This window comes from Macrococcus sp. GL_134 (assembly GCF_057834705.1).
In genome coordinates this window covers 1,322,526-1,344,654 of the sequence record NZ_CM174409.1, presented here as the reverse complement: position 1 = coordinate 1,344,654, position 22,129 = coordinate 1,322,526, and the positions used below count along the sequence as shown (strand labels likewise).

The window sequence follows — 22,129 nt, the reverse complement described above, 5'->3', positions numbered from 1 at the left end:
TATGCAAAAACTGGAATATCGAACTATAATTGAGCTGTAAGTCACTCACTTGAGAAGAGAACCCTGATGAAGAAACCACTTGCTGCTTCAATTACTGCTGCTCTGTCTTTAGTGTCACCATCCAGTATGATTCATGCACAGGAAATACAGCCTTCATTACCTGACTTAACAAATAAAAATATAGTCAGTCAGCTAAAAGCGGGAACATACAGCTATAAGGGCATCACCACTAAGTCAACGCATGCGGATGTTCATGTTAAACTGGGTAAAGGTGCAAATGAAATATTGATACGCTCCACTTATAGTGCGGTATTCAGTGATAGTTTCGGTAAGAACTATCACGTGAATATCGATTGATAAGCTGAAGATGATTGATATGAATTTCAGTTACTATGATGAAAATCTGCGATTAATTATAAGTAAGAATAAATGGAATGACAAACGTCACGCAAACAAAATTTGCGTGACGTTTCGTCTTTCATCTATTAATATAATTTCTCAGATGACGGGCTGTATAACTGTCTTCCACTTCAAGTAGTCCTTCCGGTTGCCCGCTATAGAGCAGCTGGCCACCATTCTGTCCCGCTTCCGGACCAATATCGATGATCCAGTCCGCTTCAGTCATCATCGTCAAGTTATGTTCAATCAAAATCACCGTGTTACCTTCATCCACGAGTTCATTGAACAGGGTGACAAGGACATGGATATCCTCCTCGTGCAGGCCGGTCGTCGGTTCATCGAAGATAAAGGTCTGGCCGGTGACTTTATCAGTCAGATATTTGCTGAGTTTGACACGCTGGACCTCACCGCCGGATAAAGTATCAAGTGACTGGCCGAGCGTCATATAGTCAAGGCCGGTTGACTGTAAGGACTGCAGGGTGCCGGCAATCAAATCGTGTGACTTGAAGTAGTCGATGCCCTCATCGACTGTCAGCTTCAGCACATCTGCAATTGAATAACCGTCAACCGTTGCCTCCAGAACTTCAGGTCTATAGCGTGTACCGTTACAGACTTCACAGATTTGAGTGAAGTCTGCCATATAGGCAAGCTCGGTCTTTAATATCCCTTTCCCGTTACAGTTCGGGCAGGCACCGTCAGAATTATAGCTGAAGAGACTTTTCTTCAGACCTGTCTCCTTGCTGAAGAATGCTCTGACGTCATCGAAAATACCGGTATAAGTCAGTAGATTCGAACGACTGGATGCATGGACAGGTTTCTGGTCGATGAAAATAACATCCTTTTTCTTCTTGAATCCTGTCTTGATCAATGTGCTCTTGCCGGAACCCGCAACGCCCGTTACGGCTGTGATGACATTCTCCGGAATATCAACTGATACATCCAGCAGATTGTTCTTCGTGATATGCTCAAGGGAGATAAATCCTTTGACCGGTCGCGGTTTTTTCAGTTGATGATACTGTCTGAGCGCATGTCCTGTCGCCGTATCTGACTCAAGCAATTCGGCATAGCTGCCTTCAAAGGTAATAGTTCCCCCGTTTTTACCGGCACCCGGACCGATATCAATGATATGATCAGCTGTCTTGATGATATCAGGGTCATGTTCAACCACGAGAACGGTATTACCTTTGTCGCGGATAGAGCGGATGATGTCATTGATGTTTCGGATATCTTCAGGATGCAGTCCGACACTCGGTTCATCGATAATGTAGACGAGGTCAGTGAGCGGACTGTTTAAATGACGGATCAGCTTAATCCGCTGTGATTCACCGCCTGATAATGTCGGCGTCTCACGGCCAAGCGTCAGATAGCCGAGACCGATTGAAATGAGTGACTCGAGCTGTTCCCGCAGCGGTTTGATGATATAGGATGCTTTGTCATCATGAATAGCATCCAGAAATACCACGGCTTCGTGAATTGTCATATTGGTGAAGTCAGCAATATCAAGATCATTGATTTTCACACTTAATATACGCTGACTCAGCCTTTTGCCGTGACAAGTCGGGCAAGCTTTCTCAGTGACGACACGATTGACCTCATCAAGCCAGCGTTTTTTCTCGAAGCCGTCATTGATGAGAAAATTGCGGCGGAAGCGGGGAATGACCCCTTCAAATTTGGCTGTCTTCGGCCATTTTTCAGGTGCGTCCTTCAGCCGCTTCGGCTCCGTATAGAGCAGGATATCCATTTCTTCTTTCGTGTAGTCCTTCAGTTTCTTATCGTTATCAAAGAAGCCGGAATACGTATAGCGTTTACCACGCCAGTGTCCGGGACCAAATGTCGGGAAATTGATGGCATGTTCATTCAGTGATTTATCGTAATCCAGCAGTTCATTGATATCAATGTCTTCAACGTAACCAAGTCCCTGGCAGGTCTCGCACATCCCTGCCGGATTGTTGAATGAGAACTCGTTGGAATAGGCAACGAACGGCTGGCCGACACGTGACCATAGCAGCCGGACCGCTGAATAGATATCTGATATCGTGCCGACAGTGGAGCGTGAATTACCACCGAGCCGCTTCTGACTGATGACCATGGATACAGGCAGATTCTGTATGACATCGACCTCCGGTTTCGCGTACTGCGTCAGCTGATACTGGATATATGATGAATAGGTCTCATTCAGCAGTCGCTCTGATTCAGCTGCAATCGTACTGAAGACAAGTGAAGACTTCCCTGAACCGGAACGCCCGGTAAAGACGGTCAGTTTGTTCTTCGGGATTTCAACATTGATATTTTTAAGGTTGTTCTGGCGCGCACCTTTTATGATGATAGAGTTCATAGAATGAAATTCCTTTCACATGAGATGATTTTACTTTCTTCTTTTCCCTATTTCCTTAGCAATATACCATAGCAGGTAGGCAATGATGCCGAGACCTGCGCCGTAATAGATCGGTTCCATTATGACCGCTTCCTTTCGACTAGATTAAGTGCTTTTGCTCTGTTTTTGAAGTCTTTCTTGGTAATGTTGTCGAGACGATTGACACCGTAGCGCTGGATGATTTTTGCTGCCTGCAGATCGACTTTAGCTGATGCGCCTTTATAGACATCCATCGTCAAGTCCTTTTCAATAGCATCCATATGTTTAACGAAAGCATAGCGAGAGATGATACTAGCTGCAGCGATGGCGATAGATTTGCTCTCTCCTTTAGTCTCAAATTTGGTCTTCATAGGCAGTGTTGGTGGGGTCAGGATATAGCGGTTATAGACCGGCTCGACGGCAAACTGGTCGATAACGATATAATCCAGTGTTTCTTCATCAATTTTATTCAGCACATTGATGATTGCCTGATTATGAAGGACTGCCTTCATCTTGACCTGGCTCCAGCCTGCTGCTTTACGCTCGTTGTATTTGACGTTATCAAGCACGAGCAGCGAATGCGGTAAAAAAGTGATGATGTTTTCAGCAAGCTGGCAGATCGTCGCATCATTCAACTTTTTAGAGTCCATGACGCCGAGTTCTTTTAAGATCAATGCATGTTCCTTGCTGACATAGGCTGCACAGACGGTCAGTGGACCGAAATAATCGCCTGACCCTGCCTCGTCAGAACCGATGCAGTTGAAGTGGTCATAGTCTAAAGTGGATGTGACCGTACTGACAGCGGGTTTATTCGGGAGGTCGCCGAGCAGATCAGCCCCAAGTGTTTCGGCATCTTTCCCTTGGATCATCACTTTTTTGGATTGATAGATGGAAATCGTATGGCCCTGTACTTTAGTGCGTGCTGTCATACCAGGTGGCAGGCCCGTTTTTTCGAAGGAAAATCGCTTCAGCAATGTGTTGATATCTTCTTGATTCATGTTTTTGACTACGGTACTCAATGTAAATCCCTCAACAGTCGTATTTTTATTGTGTATTCATTATAAAAAATGGTAACATATAAAGTAAATGACGAACAGTGGAGTGGACCATATGGGTGAATTTAAAAATAGAATAACCGTTACGATATATGATCAACATTACACGATAATCGGGGAAGAAGAACCGAGTCATATTAGACACGTCGCAGGACTGGTTGATATGAGGATTAGAGAAGTCTCTAAGTACAATGCCGGTCTCGATACATCCCGTAAAGCTGTGCTGACGGCGGTCAATATTATGGACGATTATGTGAAGCTGCAGGAGAAATACGAAGACCTGCTGGCAAAATATGAGTCGGAAGGTCAGGGTCCGGTCAATGATTGATATTATTTTATTGTTCTTCCTTGTTCTGGGTGCTGTCATTGGACTCAGAAGAGGATTTATTCTGCAGTCAATGCATTTAATAGGTACAATCGGTTCGCTGATCATCGCACGTATTTTCTACAAGGAGCTTGCCGAGAAGCTGGATATGATCATTCCTTACCCTTCTGCCAATCAGCAGGCACCTGTTCTTATCGACTGGATAGATAGTGAACATGCGTTTTATAACATTGTCAGTTTTATCTTTATCTTTATTATTAGTAAAGTGATTCTGCAGATGATTGCAACGGTCTTTGATTATATAGCACAGCTGCCGCTTCTCAAGCAGCTGAATGCATGGCTGGGCTCGCTGCTCGGCTTTATCGAAAGCTATATCCTTGTATTTCTGCTGTTCTTTTTTATTGCAATGATTCCTTTACCTTTTATACAGGAGCGTATCGATGGCAGCTTTATTGCTAAATTCGTTGTTGAATATACACCGATATTGAGCAGCCGTGCCATTCACTGGTTTGAAAATGCCGCGTTCATTCATATTTTTAAATGAAAAGTCATAGGCGGAAGTCTATGACTTTTATTTTGGAGGTCATCACATGACAAAAAAAGACTATATTAAATTACTTGAAACAATCGGACTGTACATGGAACTTAAAGGAGAAAACAGTTTTAAAGTATCCGCCTATCGAAAAGCAGCAGCATCGATTGAACAATCACAGACACCTATCGATGATATTGAGGACTTCTCGGTGCTGCCGGGTATCGGCAAAAGTGTCTCTGAACTACTGGATGAATATAGAGCTGCCGGTCAGTCATCGCTGCTTGATGAGTTGAAGTCACAGGTGCCTGAAGGGCATATCAAGATGCTGAAGATCAGAAATCTCGGTGCCAAGAAAATCGTCAAGCTGCACAAGACGCTTGGCATCACAACTATTGATGAACTTAAACAAGCGTGTCTGGATGGCCGCGTCAAAGAACTCCCGGGCTTTGGAGCTAAAACAGAAGAAACGATTTTAAAAGGCATTGAAGAACTGACGACAAAACACGACTTAAGCATTAACGAAGCAGCCCAACTGTCACTGTATATCAATGAAGCACTGGAACAATGTTCCGCCGTGACGCGCTACCAGGTGGCGGGTAGTCATCGTCGGATGGCTGAATTCAGCAAAGACTTGGACTATATAATTGAAACAGACCAACCTGAGACAGCAGCTTCTGAAATTGCAGCCATGGCTATCGTGACGCATGTCGAAGTGAGCGGCAGAGAAAAGGTGTCGGTAACGGTTGCCGTTGATGATATTGAAACAGCAGTTGACTTCAGGTTTACAGACGAAGGTGGATTTGCGCAGATGCTCAATCATTTCACGGGCAGCAAAGACCATAATGTGAAGATGCGCCAGCTTGCCAAAGCAAAAAATGAAAAAGTCAACGAGTACGGAATCACGACAGCTGATGGTGAATTGATTCAATTCCCGGCAGAAAAAGACATCTATCAGCATTATGGACTACCGTTCATTCCGCCGGAGATGCGCGATACAGTAGAAGCATTTGATGTCAATCAGCAGGAGATTGGCACGCTCGCTGACATCAAAGGAGACCTTCACATGCATACCACAGCGAGTGACGGAGCCCATGAACTTGAAGAGATGATTGAAGCATGTATCAATAAAGGCTATGACTATATGGTCATCACAGATCATTCAAGAAGTTTAAGAGTGGCCAATGGATTGTCTATTGAACGACTACTTGAGCAGCAGCAGAAAATCAAGACATTGAATCAAGCGTATTCAGAAATAGATATATACAGCGGTACTGAAATGGATATTCTGTCGGATGGGACACTTGACTTTCCTGACGATGTACTTGCGCAGCTGGACTATGTCATTGCAGCCATTCATCAGTCGTTCAGTCAGCCTGAAAGCAAAATTATGGAACGGCTGTTGAATGCCTGTCATAATCCTTATGTGCGGCAGATTGCACATCCGACCGGACGACTGCTTGGCTCAAGAGACGGCTACCCAGTCAATATGGATCAGCTGATTGAGACAGCGAGAGCAACAGGAACAGTCCTTGAAGTCAATGCGCATCCAATCAGACTCGACATCAGCAGCAGTGTGCTTAAAGCACACCCAGGGCTGTCGATTGCTATTAATACAGATGCCCATCATATCGATCATCTGCAACTGATGAAGTACGGAGTCGGTACAGCCATTAAAGGCCATGTCACAAAAGACCAGGTCATCAATACGATGACTCGTGAAGCATTCAGAAAGTGGCTTAAGGAAGGAAAGAACGAAAAATGAACAACAAAGCACTAACCGTTTTAGAATATGACCGCGTCAAAGACCGCGTCTTGACATATGCTCAGAATGAAGTGAGTCATGTGCTGATCAATGCGATGCAGCCATCATCTGATAAAAACTGGATCGTCGATCAGCTTGCTGTTCTGGATGAAGCACGTCTCATTCATATGCAGGGCAGCGAGCCTGGTATGAGTACGCTGACAGCGGTCAAACCATTGACAAAACGGGCCCACATCGGCTCGATGCTCAGTGTCACTGAACTGAACCGTATCAAAAATAATATACGAGTAACCAATCGCTACAAAACGTATCTGCTTAATCTGGCTGAAGGCGGCGACGTCGCACTGCCGATTTTGACTGCCCAGTTTCAGAAACTACCGGTGCTCAGTCATATCAGTGACGAAATTGATGCTAAGTGTGATGAGGTTGAAGTACGTGACAATGCCTCATCAGCACTATATGATATTCGTCAGCAGAAGAAGACCATCAATCGACGCATCAAAGATAAGCTCGACTCCATCGTGCGTTCGCAGGCGAACCAGAAGAAGTTATCAGACGCCATTGTAACGATTCGTAACGACCGCCAGGTCATCCCGGTAAGAAGTGAATACAAACAGGACTTTCCAGGCATTGTCCACGATACTTCGGCATCTGGTCAGACCTTCTATATTGAACCAAACAGCATCATCGAACTCAGCAGTCAGTTGAACGCTGTAGCAGCCCGTGAGAACGAGGAAATAAGCCGGATTCTGTACGAACTGTCAGCGCTTGTTGCCGAAGCGCATCATGACATCAACTGGGTGACCGATGTCATGGGAGCACTCGATTATCAGCTCGCAAAAGCTAAATACGGTCATTCATTGAAAGGGGTCATCCCGACGATTGAAGAAGAGCGGACGATAGACCTGCCGCTTGCATGGCACCCGCTACTTGACCCTGCAACAGTGGTGAAAAATAGCATTACATTTGGCGATGACATCCATTCAGTCATCATTACCGGCCCGAATACAGGGGGTAAGACGGTAACGTTGAAAACAGTCGGTCTGATTATTTTGATGACTCAGTCTGGTCTCATGATTCCAGCAGCTGAAGGCGCCTCACTCAGCATTTATGATGAAGTGTTTTGTGATATCGGTGATGAACAGTCAATTGAACAATCGTTGTCAACATTTTCCAGTCATATGACAAACATTGTCTCTATTCTGAAGGAAATGGATGAACACAGTCTCGTACTGTTTGATGAGCTGGGCTCAGGGACTGACCCTTCTGAAGGGGCGGCTCTTGCGATGAGTATTCTGGACCGCTGTCTCGAAAAGAATGTCATGACGATGGCAACGACACATTACCCTGAACTGAAAGCATACAGCTATAACCGTGAACATGTGATGAATGCCAGTGTCGAATTTGACATCGATACGTTGAGCCCCACTTACAAGTTATTGATGGGTGTACCAGGAAAGAGTAATGCCTTTGAAATCTCTAAAAAGCTGGGACTTGATCTGTCGGTCATCAAACATGCGAAACAGCTCATCCATATGGATAATGTTGAAGTCAATGAAATGATCACTGCTTTGGAGCGGAATACACGCCAGGCAGAGAATGACCGCATCAGACTGGAAAACTTGAAAAAAGAAGCAGCGCAGCTTCATCGTGAGCTGTCTGAGCAGTACGAACTCTACAACCGTCAAAAAGAAGCACTGATGGAGCAGGCCAGACAGACAGCGAATGAGATTGTGACAAAAGCTGAAAAAGCAGCAGACGATATCATTAAAGACTTGAAGATGCTGCGTACCGAACAGCAGGGTATTAAAGAAAACGAACTGATCGAGAAAAAAGGGCAGTTCAAAGGCCTCTATAATGAAACAACCTTAAAGAAAGCAGCGCAGCAGCAAGTACAGGAGAGCATTGAGCCGGGGGACCATGTCAAAGTGCTGTCCTACGGTCAAAAGGGCGTCATCCTGTCAGTAGACAAAGAAGAAGCGTTCGTTCAGATGGGCATCATTAAAATGAAACTACCGTTATCTGACTTCAAGAAAGAGCAGCCGGAAAAAGACAAGCAGATTCGTGTGGTGCCACGCGTCAACCGCCAGACTATCAAGATGGAACTTGATCTGCGGGGTGAGCGCTATGAAGAGGCACTCAGCCGACTTGAAAACTATCTGGATCAGGCATTACTCAGCAATTACAGTCAAGTGACGATCATTCACGGTAAAGGTACTGGAGCGCTCCAAAAAGGGGTGCAGGACTATTTAAAACGTGCTAAGATGGTAAAATCTTTTCGAGGCGGCATGCCGTCTGAAGGTGGTTTCGGTGTGACAGTGGTTGAACTGAAATAGGAGGATAACTATGTGGAATTTTGACATGTATAAGCTTGCCGTCGTCTTGATCATCGCTGCTGTACTGATGATGATCGGCGGCGTTGTCTACTTATCTTTAAAATAACGAACAACAAAAAGAAGTAATATTCTGAAAATAACTTGACGGAAAATTACTTCTTTTCTATACTATTAATTGAATGAATGGTCATTCATTGGAGAGGGAGAACTAAATTGACTGAAAAACGACAATTGATTATTAATGCAGCTGTAGAAGTCATCGCAGAACACGGCTATCATGGAGCACAAGTATCCAGAATAGCCAAGCAGGCAGGAGTCGCAGATGGCACCATCTACCTATATTTTAAAAATAAGGATGATATTTTGTTCGGTATGTTTGAATACAAAGTAGATCAGCTGATGGCTGCGATGGAACAGACGTTGACAGCCGCTTCTTCTCCAGAAGAACAGCTCAAAATCTTCGTCAGAAATCATGTCGAATGGCTGGCACTTGATCAGTCACTGGCAGCCTGCGTTCAACTTGAACTCAGACAATCTAAGAAAGAGATGAGAAACAGACTGAATCATCTGCTGATTCCGTATCATCGCCTGCTGGAAGAAATTCTTGTCAAAGGGATTGAAGCCCGCGTCTTTGATGATGCGATGAATTTGAAATTTGCAAGACAGCTGGTATTTGGAGCAATCGATGAAGCCGTTTCAACATGGGTAGTCGCAGACTTCAAATATGACATCCTGTCACAGTTTGATGATCTCTATTATTTAATCAATAAAGCAGTCGCAAAGGAGTCGAGCAATGATTAACTTATCAGTAGTCGACCACGTCGGTACGTTGACGATTGACCGTCCTAAAGCCAATGCATTATCAGTGGAACTGATTGCACAGTTATCGGAGCAGCTTGATGCGATTGAGTCAGATCCTGCTATCAAAGTCGTACTGATCAAAGGTGAAGGGAAGTTCTTCTCTGCTGGTGCTGACATCAAGGAATTTACGTCACGTAGTGCAGCAGAACTCGAACAGCAGAGTCACGACACCCATCAAGTATTCAATAGAATAGAACAGTTGTCTGTGCCGGTCATTGCCTTGATCAAAGGCGCTGCATTAGGGGGCGGCCTTGAACTGGCCATGAGCTGTCATATTCGACTGAGTACGATAGAGGCGCAGCTCGGCTTACCTGAAATTAAACTTGGAGTGATGCCCGGCTATTCAGGCATCAGACGCCTTAAATCGTATATCGGCACTGCGAAAGCACTGGAAATGGTATTGACCGGTCAGTCAGTCAATGGTTCTGAAGCAGAAGTGCTGGGTCTTATCACGAAAGTATTTTCGACAGAGGACGAGATGAACCGCTACGCCGAACAGTTGAGCCGCACCATTGCCGGCTACTCAAAAGACTCAATTACAGGCATCATGACTGTCAATGCTGCTGAGGACGCTTTCGCAGGTGATCAGACTGAAGCACAACTATTTGGTAAGATCTTTGATACAAATAACGCAAAAGAAGGTATTGACGCCTTTATCAGCAAACGGCAACCGGATTTTAAATAATACTCACAAAGGGGATGCACAATGAATATTTATGTACTGATGAAACGGACGTTTGACACGGAAGAGCGCATTCAGCTGCAAGGGGACAGAATCGATGAGGACAGTGCGGAATTCATCATCAATCCATATGATGAATATGCGATTGAAGAAGCTGTCAAACTAAAAGAAGCACATGATGGTGAGATTGTCGTACTGACAGTCGGCCATGAAGAGAGCGAGAAGGAACTGCGGACGGCACTCGCAATGGGGGCGGACCGTGCCGTGTTAATCAATGCTGAAGATGACTATGATGAAATGGACAGCAGCAGCATCGCAAAAGTGATTGCAGGATACGTTGGAGCACAGGACGTTGATATCCTACTCGCTGGTAACGTCGCGATTGACGGCGGCAGCGGCTCTGTTGCGCCGGCAGTAGCAGAACTGCTTGATATTCCTTATGTCACCACTGCAGTAGAACTCACAGTCGACGGCTCAACTGCGCATATTACAAGAGATGCTGAAGGTGATACAGAGAAAGTGACTGTTCAACTGCCATTTTTGATGACCTGCCAGCAAGGTTTGAATGAACCGAGATATCCATCTCTACCAGGTATTATGAAAGCAAAGAAAAAGCCGCTTGATGAAGTCGAGCTGGATGATATTGATGTTGATGATATCGCAGCACTGACGACAGTAGAGCATCTATCAATGCCGGAAGACAAAGCAGCTGGACGTATTCTTGACGGGGATCTACATGCACAGGTGGATGAATTAGTCGGTATTTTAATCAATGATAGAAAGATAGTCGGATAAAAAAGGGGATATATCATGACGAAAATATTAACAGTAGCAGAAGTGAAAGATAGTCAGCTGAGAAATGTTTCATTTGAAGCCATTACATTAGGTAAACAACTGGGTGATGTCACAGTGCTGGTCATCAATGGGACAGATGATATGCACCGTCTATTGGCAGCACATGGGGCTGACCAGATTCTTTCGATTGTGAATGATCAGCTGTCATCCTATTCGAACGACGGCTATGCCCAGGCTATCACGGCAGCCCTTGAAGCAGTAGAGCCGGAATATTTGATTCTCGGCCATACAGCGATCGGTAAAGATATTGCACCGAGAATTGCCGTCAGAAGAAACGGCGGCTTGATCACAGACGTCATCGATTATGAGGACGGCAGCTTTAAACGTCCGATTTATTCAGGGAAGGCATTTGAAACTAAAACATTCAACAGTGACTTCAAAGTAGTGACTATCAGACCGAATAACTTTGATGTGCTGGATGGAGCAGGTACCAGCAATGTGGAAACACTTGATGTGGACATCAAAGACTTGCGAACAACGATCAATGAGATTGTCCAAAAAGCAGCAGCGGGTGTTGACTTAGCAGAAGCAAAAGTAGTCGTGGCAGGGGGACGCGGTGTCAAATCGAAAGAAGGATTTGAGATGCTGCAGGAACTCGCTGATGTGTTAGGCGGAGCGGTAGGTGCATCCCGCGGTGCGACAGATGCTGAGTACTGCGATTATTCACTGCAGATCGGTCAGACGGGTAAAGTAGTGACGCCCGACCTGTATATTGCCTGTGGTATTTCAGGAGCGATTCAGCATCTTGCCGGCATGAGCAATGCAAAAGTCATTGTCGCTATCAACAAAGATCCAGAAGCGAACATTTTCAGTGTGGCAGACTACGGTATTGTCGGTGATTTATTTGAAGTCGTACCGATGCTGACAGATGCTTTCAAATCAGCCGGCGTACAAGCATGAGCAAAGAGGATGACGGTTTAAAGTGACCGTGTTATACTCCATGTATCATTTAAATTTAGGAGGAATTAACAATGGCATTGATTAATGCAACTGATGCAAACTTTGAAGAAAATATTAAAGAAGGCGTTACTTTAGTGGACTTCTGGGCACCTTGGTGCGGACCATGTAAAATGATTGCGCCGGTACTTGAAGATTTAGCAGGAGATATCGATGGTAAAGCAAACATCGTCAAAGTAGATGTAGACGAAAACCAGGCAACAGCCGCTAAATTCGAAGTGATGAGTATTCCAACATTAATCGTCTTCAAAGACGGTCAAGTTGTTGACAAAGTCGTAGGTTTCCAACCTAAAGAACAACTTCAATCAGTTCTTGAAAAACATTACTAAGAAGCGTATATCACGCATAAAAAAGAGCTTCGGCTCTTTTTTATTTTGAATGGGGAATGGCGAATGGAAGATTTTGAAATTAAAATAAGGCAGAAGCTTGCAGTGCTGCCGTTGGAACCTGGCTGTTATTTAATGAAGGACAGACAAGGTGAGATTATTTATGTCGGCAAAGCGAAAAATCTGCGCAACCGGGTGCGCTCTTATTTCAACGGCACACATGATGAGAAGACGACACGTCTCGTCGCAGAAATTCGAGACTTTGAATTTATTGTGACCAGTTCAGAGATTGAGTCGCTGCTGCTTGAACTGACATTAATCAAGAAACATTATCCGCGGTATAACATTATGCTGAAAGATGACAAGAGTTATCCTTTCATCAAGATTACTAAGGAGAAGCACCCAAGACTGCTGGTCACGCGTCAAGTCAAAAAGAATACAGGTAAATATTTTGGACCTTATCCTAATGCTTATTCAGCACAGGAAACGAAAAAGCTGCTGGACCGCATTATTCCGTTTCGTAAATGCAATCACATGCCGGACAAACTCTGTCTTTACTATCATATCGGTCAGTGTCTTGGACCTTGTGTCTATCCGGTTGAAGAACAGGAATATCAGCAGATGATACAGACGGTGACACAGTTTCTGAATGGGGAAGATGCGACGATTGTCGAAGATCTGCAAAGAAAAATGAATGAGGCGAGCAGTGAACTGAACTTTGAGCAGGCAAAGGAATATAGAGATCTGATCAGTCATATTGAAGCCATCATGTTCAAGCAGAAGATGATGACAGCAGACATGACCGTCCGTGATATTTTCGGTTACAGTGTAGATAAAGGCTGGATGTGCGTCCAGGTCTTCTTTATCCGGCAGGGTAATTTGATTGAACGTAATGTATCGATGGTGCCGCTATTGCAGGATCCGGAAGATCAGTTCTATAATTTCATCGGTCAATTCTATCAGCTGAGCCAAAATATTCTGCCGAAAGAAGTTCATATTCCAGTCGGTCTTGATATTGAGATGGTTCGTTCTGTTGTCGACACGAAAGTCGTGCAGCCTGCCCGCGGACCGAAGCGTGAGATGGTGGCACTTGCTGAGAAAAATGCAAAGATTGCACTGACGACTAAATTTGATATTATCGAGCGCGATGAATCGCGGACGATCAATGCCATCGAGGAGCTCGGACAGGCGATGAATATTCAGACGCCGATTCGAATAGAGGCATTTGACAACTCCAACATACAAGGGGTCGACCCAGTCTCTGCAATGATCACATTCATCGACGGGAGACCCAGCAAGAAGGACTACAGAAAATATAAAATCCGGACGGTACAAGGCCCTGATGACTATAAATCGATGGCTGAAGTCGTGAGAAGACGCTATACTAGAGTGCTTCGTGAAGGGCTGCCGCTGCCCGACTTGATCATTGTCGATGGCGGTAAAGGCCATATGAACGTCATTACCAGCGTACTGGAAGATGAACTCGGACTGGATATACCAGTTGCAGGACTGAAGAAAAATGCAAAGCACCAGACTGCAGAACTATTATACGGAGACAAGGCGGATATTATCCCGCTGAACAAAAAAAGTCAGGCGTTCTATCTGCTGCAGCGGATCCAGGATGAAGTCCATCGTTTTGCAATCACGTTCCACAGACAGACACGCAAGAAAACAGGGCTGCAGTCACAGCTCGATCATATCCCGGGTGTCGGACCAAAGCGGAAAACACAGCTCATTAAACATTTCGGTTCTATTAAACGCATCAAAGAAGCATCGATTGATGAACTGACAGCGCTTGGTATTCCGAAAGCCACTGCTGAAAAGTTGATGGCTGCCCTAAATGAAACATCATAGCAGCCTTGACAGCTCAGGTGAATGACGGTTGGTTTAATCGTATTCATTCATGGGCACAAGGCTTTTTGTCATGCCCATTGTTATCAGATTTGAAGGCATGTTAAATGATAATTATTATCATCGTCCATATGGCAATGAAAAGTGTTACAATAATTTCATAAAGCAAGTCTTCATTTTTTTCTGCTAAATGTAATCGGTTTCTTGATTTCAGAAATCATTAAGCGTAGAATTGAGTGTGTTGATTTGACTTGTCGAAAAAAATTATTAGGGGGGACTTCGCTTGGCGAAATCAGAACAGTCTTTTGCATTACGCAGGTTGCACTCATTGCTTGGTGTACTGCCGATTGGTGTATTCTTACTCCAACATTTATTTATCAACCACTTTGCAATTTATGGTGCTGACAGCTTCAACAAAGCTTCAGACTTCATGGGCAGCTTACCGCTGAAACTACTTCTTGAGACGGTAGTCATCTATATTCCAATATTGTTCCATGCCATCTATGGTGTATATATTGCTTTTACATCGCGCAATAATGTCGGACATTATTCAACATTCCGTAACTGGATGTTCCTGCTTCAGCGTGTGACAGGCGTCATTACATTTCTTTTCATTGCGGTGCATGTATGGCAGACAAGAGTGCAGGCGGCTTTTGGTCAGCACGTTGATTTCAATATGATGCAGAGCATTCTGGAAAATCCGTTTTATTTAGTATTTTATGTGATTGGTGTTTTAAGTACAGTATTCCACTTTGCGAACGGCTTATGGTCATTTGCAGTGACTTGGGGTATCACTCAGAACGAAAAGTCACAGCGCATCATGACTTATGTGTCATTAGTCGTATTCCTGGCAGTGTCAGCATTAGGTTTAACAGCATTATTTGCATTCATTTAATTTAGAGGAGTGGCATATATATGGCAAACAGTAAGGTTATTGTTGTCGGCGGCGGTCTTGCCGGTTTAATGGCAGCGATTAAAGCAGCAGAACAGAATACAAATGTAGAGCTGTTCTCATTAGTACCTGTAAAACGATCTCACTCAGTATGTGCACAAGGTGGGATCAATGGTGCAGTTAACACGAAAGGTGAAGGCGATTCACCGTGGATTCACTTCGATGATACAGTATATGGCGGTGATTTCCTTGCTAATCAGCCGCCTGTAAAAGCAATGACTGAAGCAGCACCAGCAATTATTCACTTACTTGACCGGATGGGTGTCATGTTCAACAGAACGCCTGAAGGGTTACTTGACTTCCGTCGTTTCGGCGGCACGCTTTATCACCGTACAGCTTATGCAGGTGCGACAACAGGCCAGCAATTATTATATGCGCTTGATGAGCAAGTGCGCCGCTATGAAGTTGAAGGATTGATTACGAAATATGAAGGCTGGGAATTCCTCGGTATTGTTAGAGACGATGAAGGCACTTGCCGTGGTATCGTCGCTCAGAATTTGATTGATTCAGAGATTCAATCATTTGGTTCTGATGCTGTAATTATGGCAACGGGCGGCCCTGGTATCATCTTTGGTAAGTCAACGAACTCAATGATCAATACAGGATCAGCAGCATCTGTTGTCTATCAGCAAGGTGCCACTTATGCGAATGGTGAGTTCATTCAGATTCACCCGACCGCGATTCCAGGAGACGACAAGCTGCGCTTAATGAGTGAATCTGCTCGTGGTGAAGGCGGGCGTGTCTGGACATATAAAGACGGTAAGCCTTGGTACTTCCTTGAAGAAAAATATCCTGACTATGGTAATTTAGTCCCGCGTGATATCGCAACACGAGAAATCTTTGATGTCTGTGTCAATCAGAAACTCGGTATTAACGGAGAAAACATGGTGTATCTTGACTTAAGTCACAAAGATCCTCATGAACTTGATGTGAAGCTCGGCGGAATCATTGAAATCTACGAAAAATTCACAGGAGACGACCCGCGTAAAGTTCCGATGAAAATCTTCCCTGCGGTCCACTATTCTATGGGTGGTCTATGGGTAGATTACGATCAAATGACGAATATTCCAGGGCTGTTTGCAGCGGGTGAATGTGATTATTCTCAGCACGGTGGGAACCGTCTAGGAGCAAACTCACTGCTGTCTGCGATTTACGGCGGTATGGTGGCCGGTCCTAACGCGATTAACTACATCAAAAACCTGGACAAATCTTATGAGGATATCCCGACTGAAATCTACGAGCGCCAAGTGGAGAACGAAAGAGTCCGCTTTGACTCATTGCTCAATATGCGCGGAACAGAAAACGCATATAAACTGCACAAAGAACTTGGTGAGATTATGACAGCAAACGTTACTGTTGTGCGTCATAACGATAAGCTGCTTGAAACCGATAAAAAAATTGTTGAATTGATGGAACGTTATCAACACATTGATATGGAAGATACATCAACTTGGAGCAACCAGGCTGTATTCTTTACGCGTCAATTGTGGAACATGCTTGTACTCGCTCGTGTGATGACAATCGGTGCCTATAACCGTAATGAATCCCGAGGAGCTCACTATAAGCCTGAATTCCCTGAACGTAACGATGAAGAGTGGTTGAAAACGACAATGGCATCATTTGATGGTCCTGAAAATCCACCGATCTTCAACTATGAAGATGTCGATGTCAGCTTGATTCCTCCACGTGTACGTGATTACTCTAAAAAAGGAGGTAAACACTAATGGCCGAAAAAACAATTGAACTTATTATCAAACGCCAGGCAAATCCGGAGTCAAAACCTTATGACGAACAATTTGTGATTCCTTATCGTCCGAACATGAACGTAATTGCAGCATTAATGGAGATTCAGCGTAATCCTGTCAATGCAAAAGGCGAAAAAACAACACCTGTAACATGGGATATGAACTGCCTTGAAGAAGTATGTGGTGCATGTTCTATGGTCATCAATGGTAGAGCACGCCAATCTTGTTCAACAATCATCGATACATTGGAACAGCCGATCCGTCTGGAACCGATGGCGACTTTCCCTGTGATGCGTGACCTGCAGGTCGACCGCTCTAAAATGTTCGATAACTTGAAACGTGTTAAAGCATGGGTCCCTGTCGATGGTACATACGATCTAGGACCTGGTCCTCGTATGCCTGAGAAAAAACGCCAGACAGCCTATGAACTGTCAAAATGCATGACCTGTGGAGTTTGCCTTGAAGTATGTCCAAACGTCAACCAGAATTCTAAATTTATGGGGGCACAGCCTATTTCACAAGTACGTCTATTCAACCTGCATCCAACAGGAAGCATGAACAAAGATGAACGGCTGCATGCGTTAATGGGTGAAGGTGGTCTTGCTGAATGCGGTAATTCTCAGAACTGTGTAAAAGCATGTCCTAAAGGAATTCCGTTGACAACATCAATCGCAGCGATGAACCGCCAGGCGAACTTCCAGTTATTCAAATCATTCTTCGGTTCTGATTATCAAGTTAATTAATACACATACAGACAATCAATCATATGAGAAGGCCCTAATTACACGATAATTAGGGCCTTCTCATATGATTGATGTATGACTTTTATTTTTTTGATATGATAGAGTTATATGAATAAGAAGGAGTAGTTATGAACAATAATGAAATCGTTATTCCACTAGAATATCAATTAAGAAGAATTGCTGATCGTATTAAAATACAGGGACGCAGTATATTGCAGTCGTATCAAATCTCCAATCAGCAGTTCATTGCCATCCAATGGCTCGGTGAAGGACCGATGACTGTTGGACAGCTTGCCGGAAATATGGGCCTTGCTGTATCCACTACATCTGAAATGGTGGATCAGCTCATTCTTAAAAACTGCGTGCGCCGCGAAAAGGACTTAAATGATAAGAGGAAAGTCAATCTGCTGCTCGAAAAGAAGGGCACTGCTATTATAGAAGAAGTCATCGCACATCGGCAGCAGTATTTGACCGGCTTAATGGGCCATATGTCTGCTCAGGAGAAAGAGGAATTGAAACGCTCAGTCGAACTGCTGTATATAGCGGTTGGAGAACAGCATCATGAATAGACCGATCGGTGTCATTGATTCAGGAGTAGGCGGCTTAACAGTGGCCAAGGAAATAATGCGGCAGCTGCCTAATGAGACCATTTATTATTTAGGTGATGTCGCACGTTGTCCTTATGGTCCGAGACATGGTGATGAAGTAAGACAGTTTACGACTGAACTTGCTCAGTTCCTGATGACTAAAGGTATTAAGATGCTGGTCATTGCCTGTAACACGGCAACAGCAGTCGCGCTTCAATCACTGCAGCAGCTGCTGCCGATTCCTGTGATCGGCGTAATTGAGCCCGGCGCACGTACTGCCATCATGACAACGACGAATAACAAAGTACTCGTCTTAGGCACTGAAGGGACGATTAAATCTGAAGCTTACCGTAAGATGGTGATGTCCATCAATCCGGCGATTGAAGTGAAGGGGATCAGCTGTCCCGGCTTTGTCCCTTTAGTGGAACAAGTTCGTTACAAAGATCCGATTGTCACGAACATCGTCATTCATCAGACGCTGAAGCAGTGGCGTCATGATAATAGTGATACCGTCATTTTAGGGTGCACGCATTATCCGTTGTTAAAAGATTATATCGAAAATTATTTCGGTGGTGAGAAGACCATCATTTCGTCCGGTCTGGAAACTGCACGGGAAGTCAGTGCGCTGCTGACATTCAGTCAGGAACATGCGCATTACTCACCAGACATCAACCATCGATTTTTTGTCAACGGCGACGCAGAGAAGTTTACGCGGATTGCGAGAGAATGGCTTGAAGATCCATCTATCAATGTTGAATCTATCAACTTAACGGAGGAATAATCATGAGAGAGATTGTCATCGCTACAGGAAATCAAGGTAAAATTAATGATTTTAAATATATTTTTCCGAATGATCGTGTCATCGGGATCCAGTCTTTACTACCAGATTTTGATGTCGACGAAACAGGAACTACATTTGAAGAGAATGCCGCATTGAAATCTGAAGCGGCCTGCCGACTCCTTAATAAAATTGTCATTGCAGACGATTCAGGCCTTGCTGTTGATGCGCTGAACGGCGAACCGGGCATTTATTCAGCCCGCTATGCAGGACTGGAAAAAAATGATGATGCCAACATTGACCTGCTGCTTAAAAATATGAAAGACGTCGCGGACCGCACAGCGAAGTTTGTGTGCGTCATCGCACTGAGCGAACCTGGTCATGAAACGAAGACGTACCGCGGCGAAGTAGCGGGTGAAATTGCCTATGAACGGCGAGGCGAAAATGGCTTCGGCTATGATCCCGTCTTCTATCTGCCTGAGCAGCAAAGAATGATGGCTGAGCTGTCCGGCGAAGAAAAAGCAGAGGTCAGTCACCGTGGACAAGCAATTGACCTGCTGAAACAAGACTTCTAATTAAGGGAGATGGCACTATGAAATGGGTAGTAGTAAGTGATAATCATGGACTTGAGCAAATACTGACAGATATTAAATCGATTCATGACGATGCAGATCTTTTGATTCATCTGGGCGATTCTGAATTTAACTATCATCATCATGAACTGAAAGGCTACATAAAAGTAGCTGGCAACTGTGATTACGGTGTTGAATTTAAAGACGACGCGGTTATTTCAGCTAATGGGCTGAATGCCTATATTACTCATGGTCATCTCCATCGAGTGAACCGTGGACTTGAAGCACTTGCTGCAGCTGCACGTGACGAACAGTGTAAACTGGCATTTTACGGACATACACATATTAGACAAGTCGATTATGTTGATGGTGTAGTGTGTATCAATCCGGGCAGCATAGCCCAGTCCAGAAATCAAGAGCCTGAAAGTTATGCAGTCATCACCATTGATGACACAGAACAGCGTATTACATTTTTTAATCAGCAGCACGAAATGATGGCTGAAGAAGTAGTCGCATTGTAGTCATATGTGCTAGAAAGGTGTAATAACACTATAATAGTTTTTCGATATGTCTGTTTTGTCACTATTTGTTATTGACTTTAAAGTTCAAACTTGATTATAATTAATCTTGTCTTGAATGAGTCCTGGTAGCTCAGCTGGATAGAGCAACGGCCTTCTAAGCCGTCGGTCGGGGGTTCGAATCCCTCCCAGGACGCTAACACAAAAGGAAATGTGATTGTTCACATTTCCTTTTTTATTTGTACACATTAAATAAATCGTTTAAAATTTAACTATGAATTTAAAGATGAGGGGTAAACCGATGAATAAATTTGATGAACAGATCATCGTGGTCGATAGAGAATCTATGTTCAGTCATGAAAAAAATGCATTTAACGGCTTTATTACGATGGAAGACCAGCGAGCGCTTGAAATATTTGAGACTTTGTCTAAATACGAAGTGAAACGACGGGGCGACATGGAAGAAGACCCATCATTCAAACAGTTGATTTCATACTGCATCCTGGAAAACGAACAGGATGAGATTTTAGTCTATGAACGATTAACAGGCGGCGGTGAAAATAGACTTCACGGATTAAGTTCCATTGGTATTGGCGGACATATGAATCATCTTGACGGTGATCATATTGAGAAAATATTAATTGAGAATGCCCGAAGAGAGCTTGAAGAAGAAGTCGGCCTGACCCGGATTCCCGATTCAGATCTTGAACTGATGGGCTTTATTAATGATGATGATAATGAAGTCGGTCGAGTCCACATTGGTTTAGTGTTCAAGATCAAAGTCCAGTCAAATGATGTGAACGTGATGGAAACAGATACACTTGCCATCCAATGGAAAAATAAACATGAACTATCAGCAGCAGCAGACTATGAAACATGGAGCCGTCTCATTATAGACGCGCTTTACAATCAAGGTTATTAAATGAGCGATCTTATCATCTTTCCGAAGATTGGTGAAGGACTCAACCGTCAGTTGGAAGATGCGATGGCAAGGCAAAACTATGAAGAGGCTTATGATATTATCAATGACATGGAACGTCATATTGAACTCAGTGAACAGCAGCAGCTCATTAAACTTGAAGTACTGCTGAAACTTGGTTCATTTATTGAACTGCGCGAAGAATCAAGTATTCTATTGAATCAAGGACACTCGTCATACGATGTTGTCATTAATTACTTCCTTGAGAGTTTGTTTGCTCTGGAACAGTATCAGACCGTCGTTGAATTGATTGAATCACTCCGTTCAGAAAAGCTTGATCAAGCATTGTTGATGCAGCTGCTTCCGCTATATGATGCAGCCAGGCATCAATTGAACGAACGTGAAAAAAAAGCAGTGGATAAGTTCCGTCACTTTCAGTCGATGTCTGAAAGTGAGCAGTATCATCTCATGCTCGAGCTCATTCAGTCTGAACAGTCAACCTATATAGAAACGGTCAAGTATCTGCTCGAGCAGCCGTTGGATGCCAAGGTGCAGACATTGATGATTGAATACCTGCTGTTGAATCATCAGGCCGGCATCATTCATCTGATGAAGTTCGGTGACCTTATTCAACTGAACCTGGCAGAACTGCCTCATCTCCAGGATACAAGGATGATGACTGACGTCTATCCGCAGGTGATTGATTGGTTCGATAATAACGTTCCTTCATTATCTTCAGCGGTTGCAGAATGGCTGAACATGCAGCAGATGCTCCTTTATCCACTTGATTATAGAGACGGAGAAGGCAGACTGTTTGATGTTCAGGAGATAGTCGATAGTCATGTGTTATATTTGACTGAGCTGTTCGCCATTGAACAGCCGCAGCACATCGAAGAAACGGACCGGCATGTAGAAATCATCAGACAGATTAAATCAATAGAAATGAAAGAACACTAATATAATTCATATTGTTGAACGCATGGTGAATTATGCTATAATAAAAGAGTTGAAAATTTAG

22 protein-coding genes and 1 tRNA gene are annotated in these 22,129 nt (G+C 44.0%); 21 read left to right on the top strand and 2 right to left on the bottom strand.

The window, feature by feature from the left end; all coding sequences use genetic code 11:
- Positions 1-66: 66 nt before the first annotated feature.
- Positions 67-357, top strand: a complete 291-nt coding sequence (locus AC3IPL_RS06930) for a hypothetical protein (RefSeq protein ID WP_489240104.1) — start codon at positions 67-69, stop codon at positions 355-357.
- 121 nt (positions 358-478) lie between these two features.
- Here AC3IPL_RS06930 and AC3IPL_RS06925 read toward each other — a convergent pair whose 3' ends face one another.
- The gene (locus tag AC3IPL_RS06925; protein ID WP_489240102.1) at positions 479-2,734 is read right to left on the bottom strand and encodes an ATP-binding cassette domain-containing protein; all 2,256 of its coding nucleotides are present in this window, start codon (positions 2,732-2,734) and stop codon (positions 479-481) included.
- A gap of 119 nt (positions 2,735-2,853) precedes the next feature.
- Positions 2,854-3,771 carry a ribonuclease HIII gene (gene rnhC, locus AC3IPL_RS06920; RefSeq protein WP_489240100.1) on the bottom strand — a complete coding sequence of 306 codons (918 nt, stop codon included), beginning with the start codon at positions 3,769-3,771 and terminating at the stop codon, positions 2,854-2,856.
- Between the two features lie 91 nt (positions 3,772-3,862).
- Between rnhC and zapA the strand changes: the two genes are divergently transcribed.
- The 20 genes from zapA to AC3IPL_RS06820 all read left to right on the top strand — a co-directional run bounded on the left by zapA (position 3,863) and on the right by AC3IPL_RS06820 (position 22,068).
- The gene (gene zapA, locus AC3IPL_RS06915; RefSeq protein ID WP_489240098.1) at positions 3,863-4,135 is read left to right on the top strand and encodes a cell division protein ZapA; all 273 of its coding nucleotides are present in this window, start codon (positions 3,863-3,865) and stop codon (positions 4,133-4,135) included.
- Complete coding sequence (locus tag AC3IPL_RS06910) at positions 4,128-4,676, top strand: CvpA family protein (protein ID WP_489240096.1); 549 nt, start codon at positions 4,128-4,130, stop codon at positions 4,674-4,676. The genes zapA and AC3IPL_RS06910 overlap by 8 nt, the downstream gene beginning before the upstream one ends.
- A gap of 46 nt (positions 4,677-4,722) precedes the next feature.
- On the top strand, positions 4,723-6,429 hold the full coding sequence (polX, locus tag AC3IPL_RS06905; RefSeq protein ID WP_489240094.1) for a DNA polymerase/3'-5' exonuclease PolX: 1,707 nt from the start codon (positions 4,723-4,725) through the stop codon (positions 6,427-6,429).
- Complete coding sequence (locus AC3IPL_RS06900; protein WP_489240092.1) at positions 6,426-8,765, top strand: endonuclease MutS2; 2,340 nt, start codon at positions 6,426-6,428, stop codon at positions 8,763-8,765. The genes polX and AC3IPL_RS06900 overlap by 4 nt, the downstream gene beginning before the upstream one ends.
- A 213-nt stretch (positions 8,766-8,978) precedes the next feature.
- Positions 8,979-9,566 carry a fatty acid metabolism transcriptional regulator FadR gene (fadR, locus tag AC3IPL_RS06895; RefSeq protein WP_489240090.1) on the top strand — a complete coding sequence of 196 codons (588 nt, stop codon included), beginning with the start codon at positions 8,979-8,981 and terminating at the stop codon, positions 9,564-9,566.
- Positions 9,559-10,311: an enoyl-CoA hydratase-related protein gene (locus AC3IPL_RS06890; protein ID WP_489240088.1), complete on the top strand. Its 753-nt coding sequence runs from the start codon at positions 9,559-9,561 to the stop codon at positions 10,309-10,311. Before fadR ends, AC3IPL_RS06890 begins: the two co-directional genes overlap by 8 nt.
- 21 nt (positions 10,312-10,332) lie before the next feature.
- Positions 10,333-11,103, top strand: coding sequence for an electron transfer flavoprotein subunit beta/FixA family protein (locus AC3IPL_RS06885; protein WP_489240086.1), 771 nt, complete (start codon positions 10,333-10,335; stop codon positions 11,101-11,103).
- A 12-nt stretch (positions 11,104-11,115) separates the two neighbouring features.
- A complete protein-coding gene (locus AC3IPL_RS06880; RefSeq protein ID WP_489242306.1) occupies positions 11,116-12,063 on the top strand; it encodes an electron transfer flavoprotein subunit alpha/FixB family protein in 948 nt (315 codons plus the stop codon).
- A 71-nt stretch (positions 12,064-12,134) separates the two neighbouring features.
- The gene (trxA, locus tag AC3IPL_RS06875) at positions 12,135-12,449 is read left to right on the top strand and encodes a thioredoxin (protein WP_149458438.1); all 315 of its coding nucleotides are present in this window, start codon (positions 12,135-12,137) and stop codon (positions 12,447-12,449) included.
- A 63-nt stretch (positions 12,450-12,512) separates the two neighbouring features.
- Positions 12,513-14,300: an excinuclease ABC subunit UvrC gene (gene uvrC / locus AC3IPL_RS06870; RefSeq protein WP_489240083.1), complete on the top strand. Its 1,788-nt coding sequence runs from the start codon at positions 12,513-12,515 to the stop codon at positions 14,298-14,300.
- Positions 14,301-14,580: 280 nt separating this feature from the next.
- A complete protein-coding gene (locus tag AC3IPL_RS06865) occupies positions 14,581-15,192 on the top strand; it encodes a succinate dehydrogenase cytochrome b558 subunit (protein ID WP_489240082.1) in 612 nt (203 codons plus the stop codon).
- Between the two features lie 20 nt (positions 15,193-15,212).
- Positions 15,213-16,973: a succinate dehydrogenase flavoprotein subunit gene (gene sdhA, locus AC3IPL_RS06860; RefSeq protein ID WP_489240080.1), complete on the top strand. Its 1,761-nt coding sequence runs from the start codon at positions 15,213-15,215 to the stop codon at positions 16,971-16,973.
- Entirely contained in the window at positions 16,973-17,737 is a 765-nt protein-coding gene (gene sdhB, locus AC3IPL_RS06855; protein WP_489240078.1) for a succinate dehydrogenase iron-sulfur subunit, read from the top strand. The genes sdhA and sdhB overlap by 1 nt, the downstream gene beginning before the upstream one ends.
- Before the next feature lie 128 nt (positions 17,738-17,865).
- Entirely contained in the window at positions 17,866-18,306 is a 441-nt protein-coding gene (locus AC3IPL_RS06850) for a MarR family winged helix-turn-helix transcriptional regulator (RefSeq protein ID WP_489240076.1), read from the top strand.
- Positions 18,299-19,105, top strand: a complete 807-nt coding sequence (gene racE, locus AC3IPL_RS06845; RefSeq protein WP_489240075.1) for a glutamate racemase — start codon at positions 18,299-18,301, stop codon at positions 19,103-19,105. Before AC3IPL_RS06850 ends, racE begins: the two co-directional genes overlap by 8 nt.
- A 2-nt stretch (positions 19,106-19,107) precedes the next feature.
- On the top strand, positions 19,108-19,677 hold the full coding sequence (locus AC3IPL_RS06840) for an XTP/dITP diphosphatase (RefSeq protein ID WP_489240073.1): 570 nt from the start codon (positions 19,108-19,110) through the stop codon (positions 19,675-19,677).
- Between the two features lie 17 nt (positions 19,678-19,694).
- Positions 19,695-20,195, top strand: coding sequence for a metallophosphoesterase family protein (locus tag AC3IPL_RS06835; RefSeq protein ID WP_489240072.1), 501 nt, complete (start codon positions 19,695-19,697; stop codon positions 20,193-20,195).
- Positions 20,196-20,314: 119 nt separating this feature from the next.
- Positions 20,315-20,388, top strand: a tRNA-Arg gene (locus AC3IPL_RS06830).
- A 105-nt stretch (positions 20,389-20,493) separates the two neighbouring features.
- The gene (locus AC3IPL_RS06825) at positions 20,494-21,114 is read left to right on the top strand and encodes an NUDIX domain-containing protein (RefSeq protein ID WP_489240069.1); all 621 of its coding nucleotides are present in this window, start codon (positions 20,494-20,496) and stop codon (positions 21,112-21,114) included.
- Entirely contained in the window at positions 21,115-22,068 is a 954-nt protein-coding gene (locus AC3IPL_RS06820) for a hypothetical protein (protein ID WP_489240067.1), read from the top strand.
- Positions 22,069-22,129: the final 61 nt, after the last annotated feature.

Coding starts and splice junctions, on each gene's coding strand:
- AC3IPL_RS06835 (WP_489240072.1), top strand. CDS start 19,695: ATGAAATGGGTAGTAGTAAGTGATAATCATGGACTTGAGCAAATACTG.
- AC3IPL_RS06850 (WP_489240076.1), top strand. CDS start 17,866: ATGAACAATAATGAAATCGTTATTCCACTAGAATATCAATTAAGAAGA.
- zapA (WP_489240098.1), top strand. CDS start 3,863: ATGGGTGAATTTAAAAATAGAATAACCGTTACGATATATGATCAACAT.
- sdhB (WP_489240078.1), top strand. CDS start 16,973: ATGGCCGAAAAAACAATTGAACTTATTATCAAACGCCAGGCAAATCCG.
- sdhA (WP_489240080.1), top strand. CDS start 15,213: ATGGCAAACAGTAAGGTTATTGTTGTCGGCGGCGGTCTTGCCGGTTTA.
- AC3IPL_RS06910 (WP_489240096.1), top strand. CDS start 4,128: ATGATTGATATTATTTTATTGTTCTTCCTTGTTCTGGGTGCTGTCATT.
- uvrC (WP_489240083.1), top strand. CDS start 12,513: ATGGAAGATTTTGAAATTAAAATAAGGCAGAAGCTTGCAGTGCTGCCG.
- AC3IPL_RS06930 (WP_489240104.1), top strand. CDS start 67: ATGAAGAAACCACTTGCTGCTTCAATTACTGCTGCTCTGTCTTTAGTG.
- AC3IPL_RS06890 (WP_489240088.1), top strand. CDS start 9,559: ATGATTAACTTATCAGTAGTCGACCACGTCGGTACGTTGACGATTGAC.
- AC3IPL_RS06925 (WP_489240102.1), bottom strand. CDS start 2,734: ATGAACTCTATCATCATAAAAGGTGCGCGCCAGAACAACCTTAAAAAT.
- polX (WP_489240094.1), top strand. CDS start 4,723: ATGACAAAAAAAGACTATATTAAATTACTTGAAACAATCGGACTGTAC.
- AC3IPL_RS06900 (WP_489240092.1), top strand. CDS start 6,426: ATGAACAACAAAGCACTAACCGTTTTAGAATATGACCGCGTCAAAGAC.
- AC3IPL_RS06885 (WP_489240086.1), top strand. CDS start 10,333: ATGAATATTTATGTACTGATGAAACGGACGTTTGACACGGAAGAGCGC.
- AC3IPL_RS06825 (WP_489240069.1), top strand. CDS start 20,494: ATGAATAAATTTGATGAACAGATCATCGTGGTCGATAGAGAATCTATG.
- AC3IPL_RS06840 (WP_489240073.1), top strand. CDS start 19,108: ATGAGAGAGATTGTCATCGCTACAGGAAATCAAGGTAAAATTAATGAT.
- AC3IPL_RS06820 (WP_489240067.1), top strand. CDS start 21,115: ATGAGCGATCTTATCATCTTTCCGAAGATTGGTGAAGGACTCAACCGT.
- racE (WP_489240075.1), top strand. CDS start 18,299: ATGAATAGACCGATCGGTGTCATTGATTCAGGAGTAGGCGGCTTAACA.
- trxA (WP_149458438.1), top strand. CDS start 12,135: ATGGCATTGATTAATGCAACTGATGCAAACTTTGAAGAAAATATTAAA.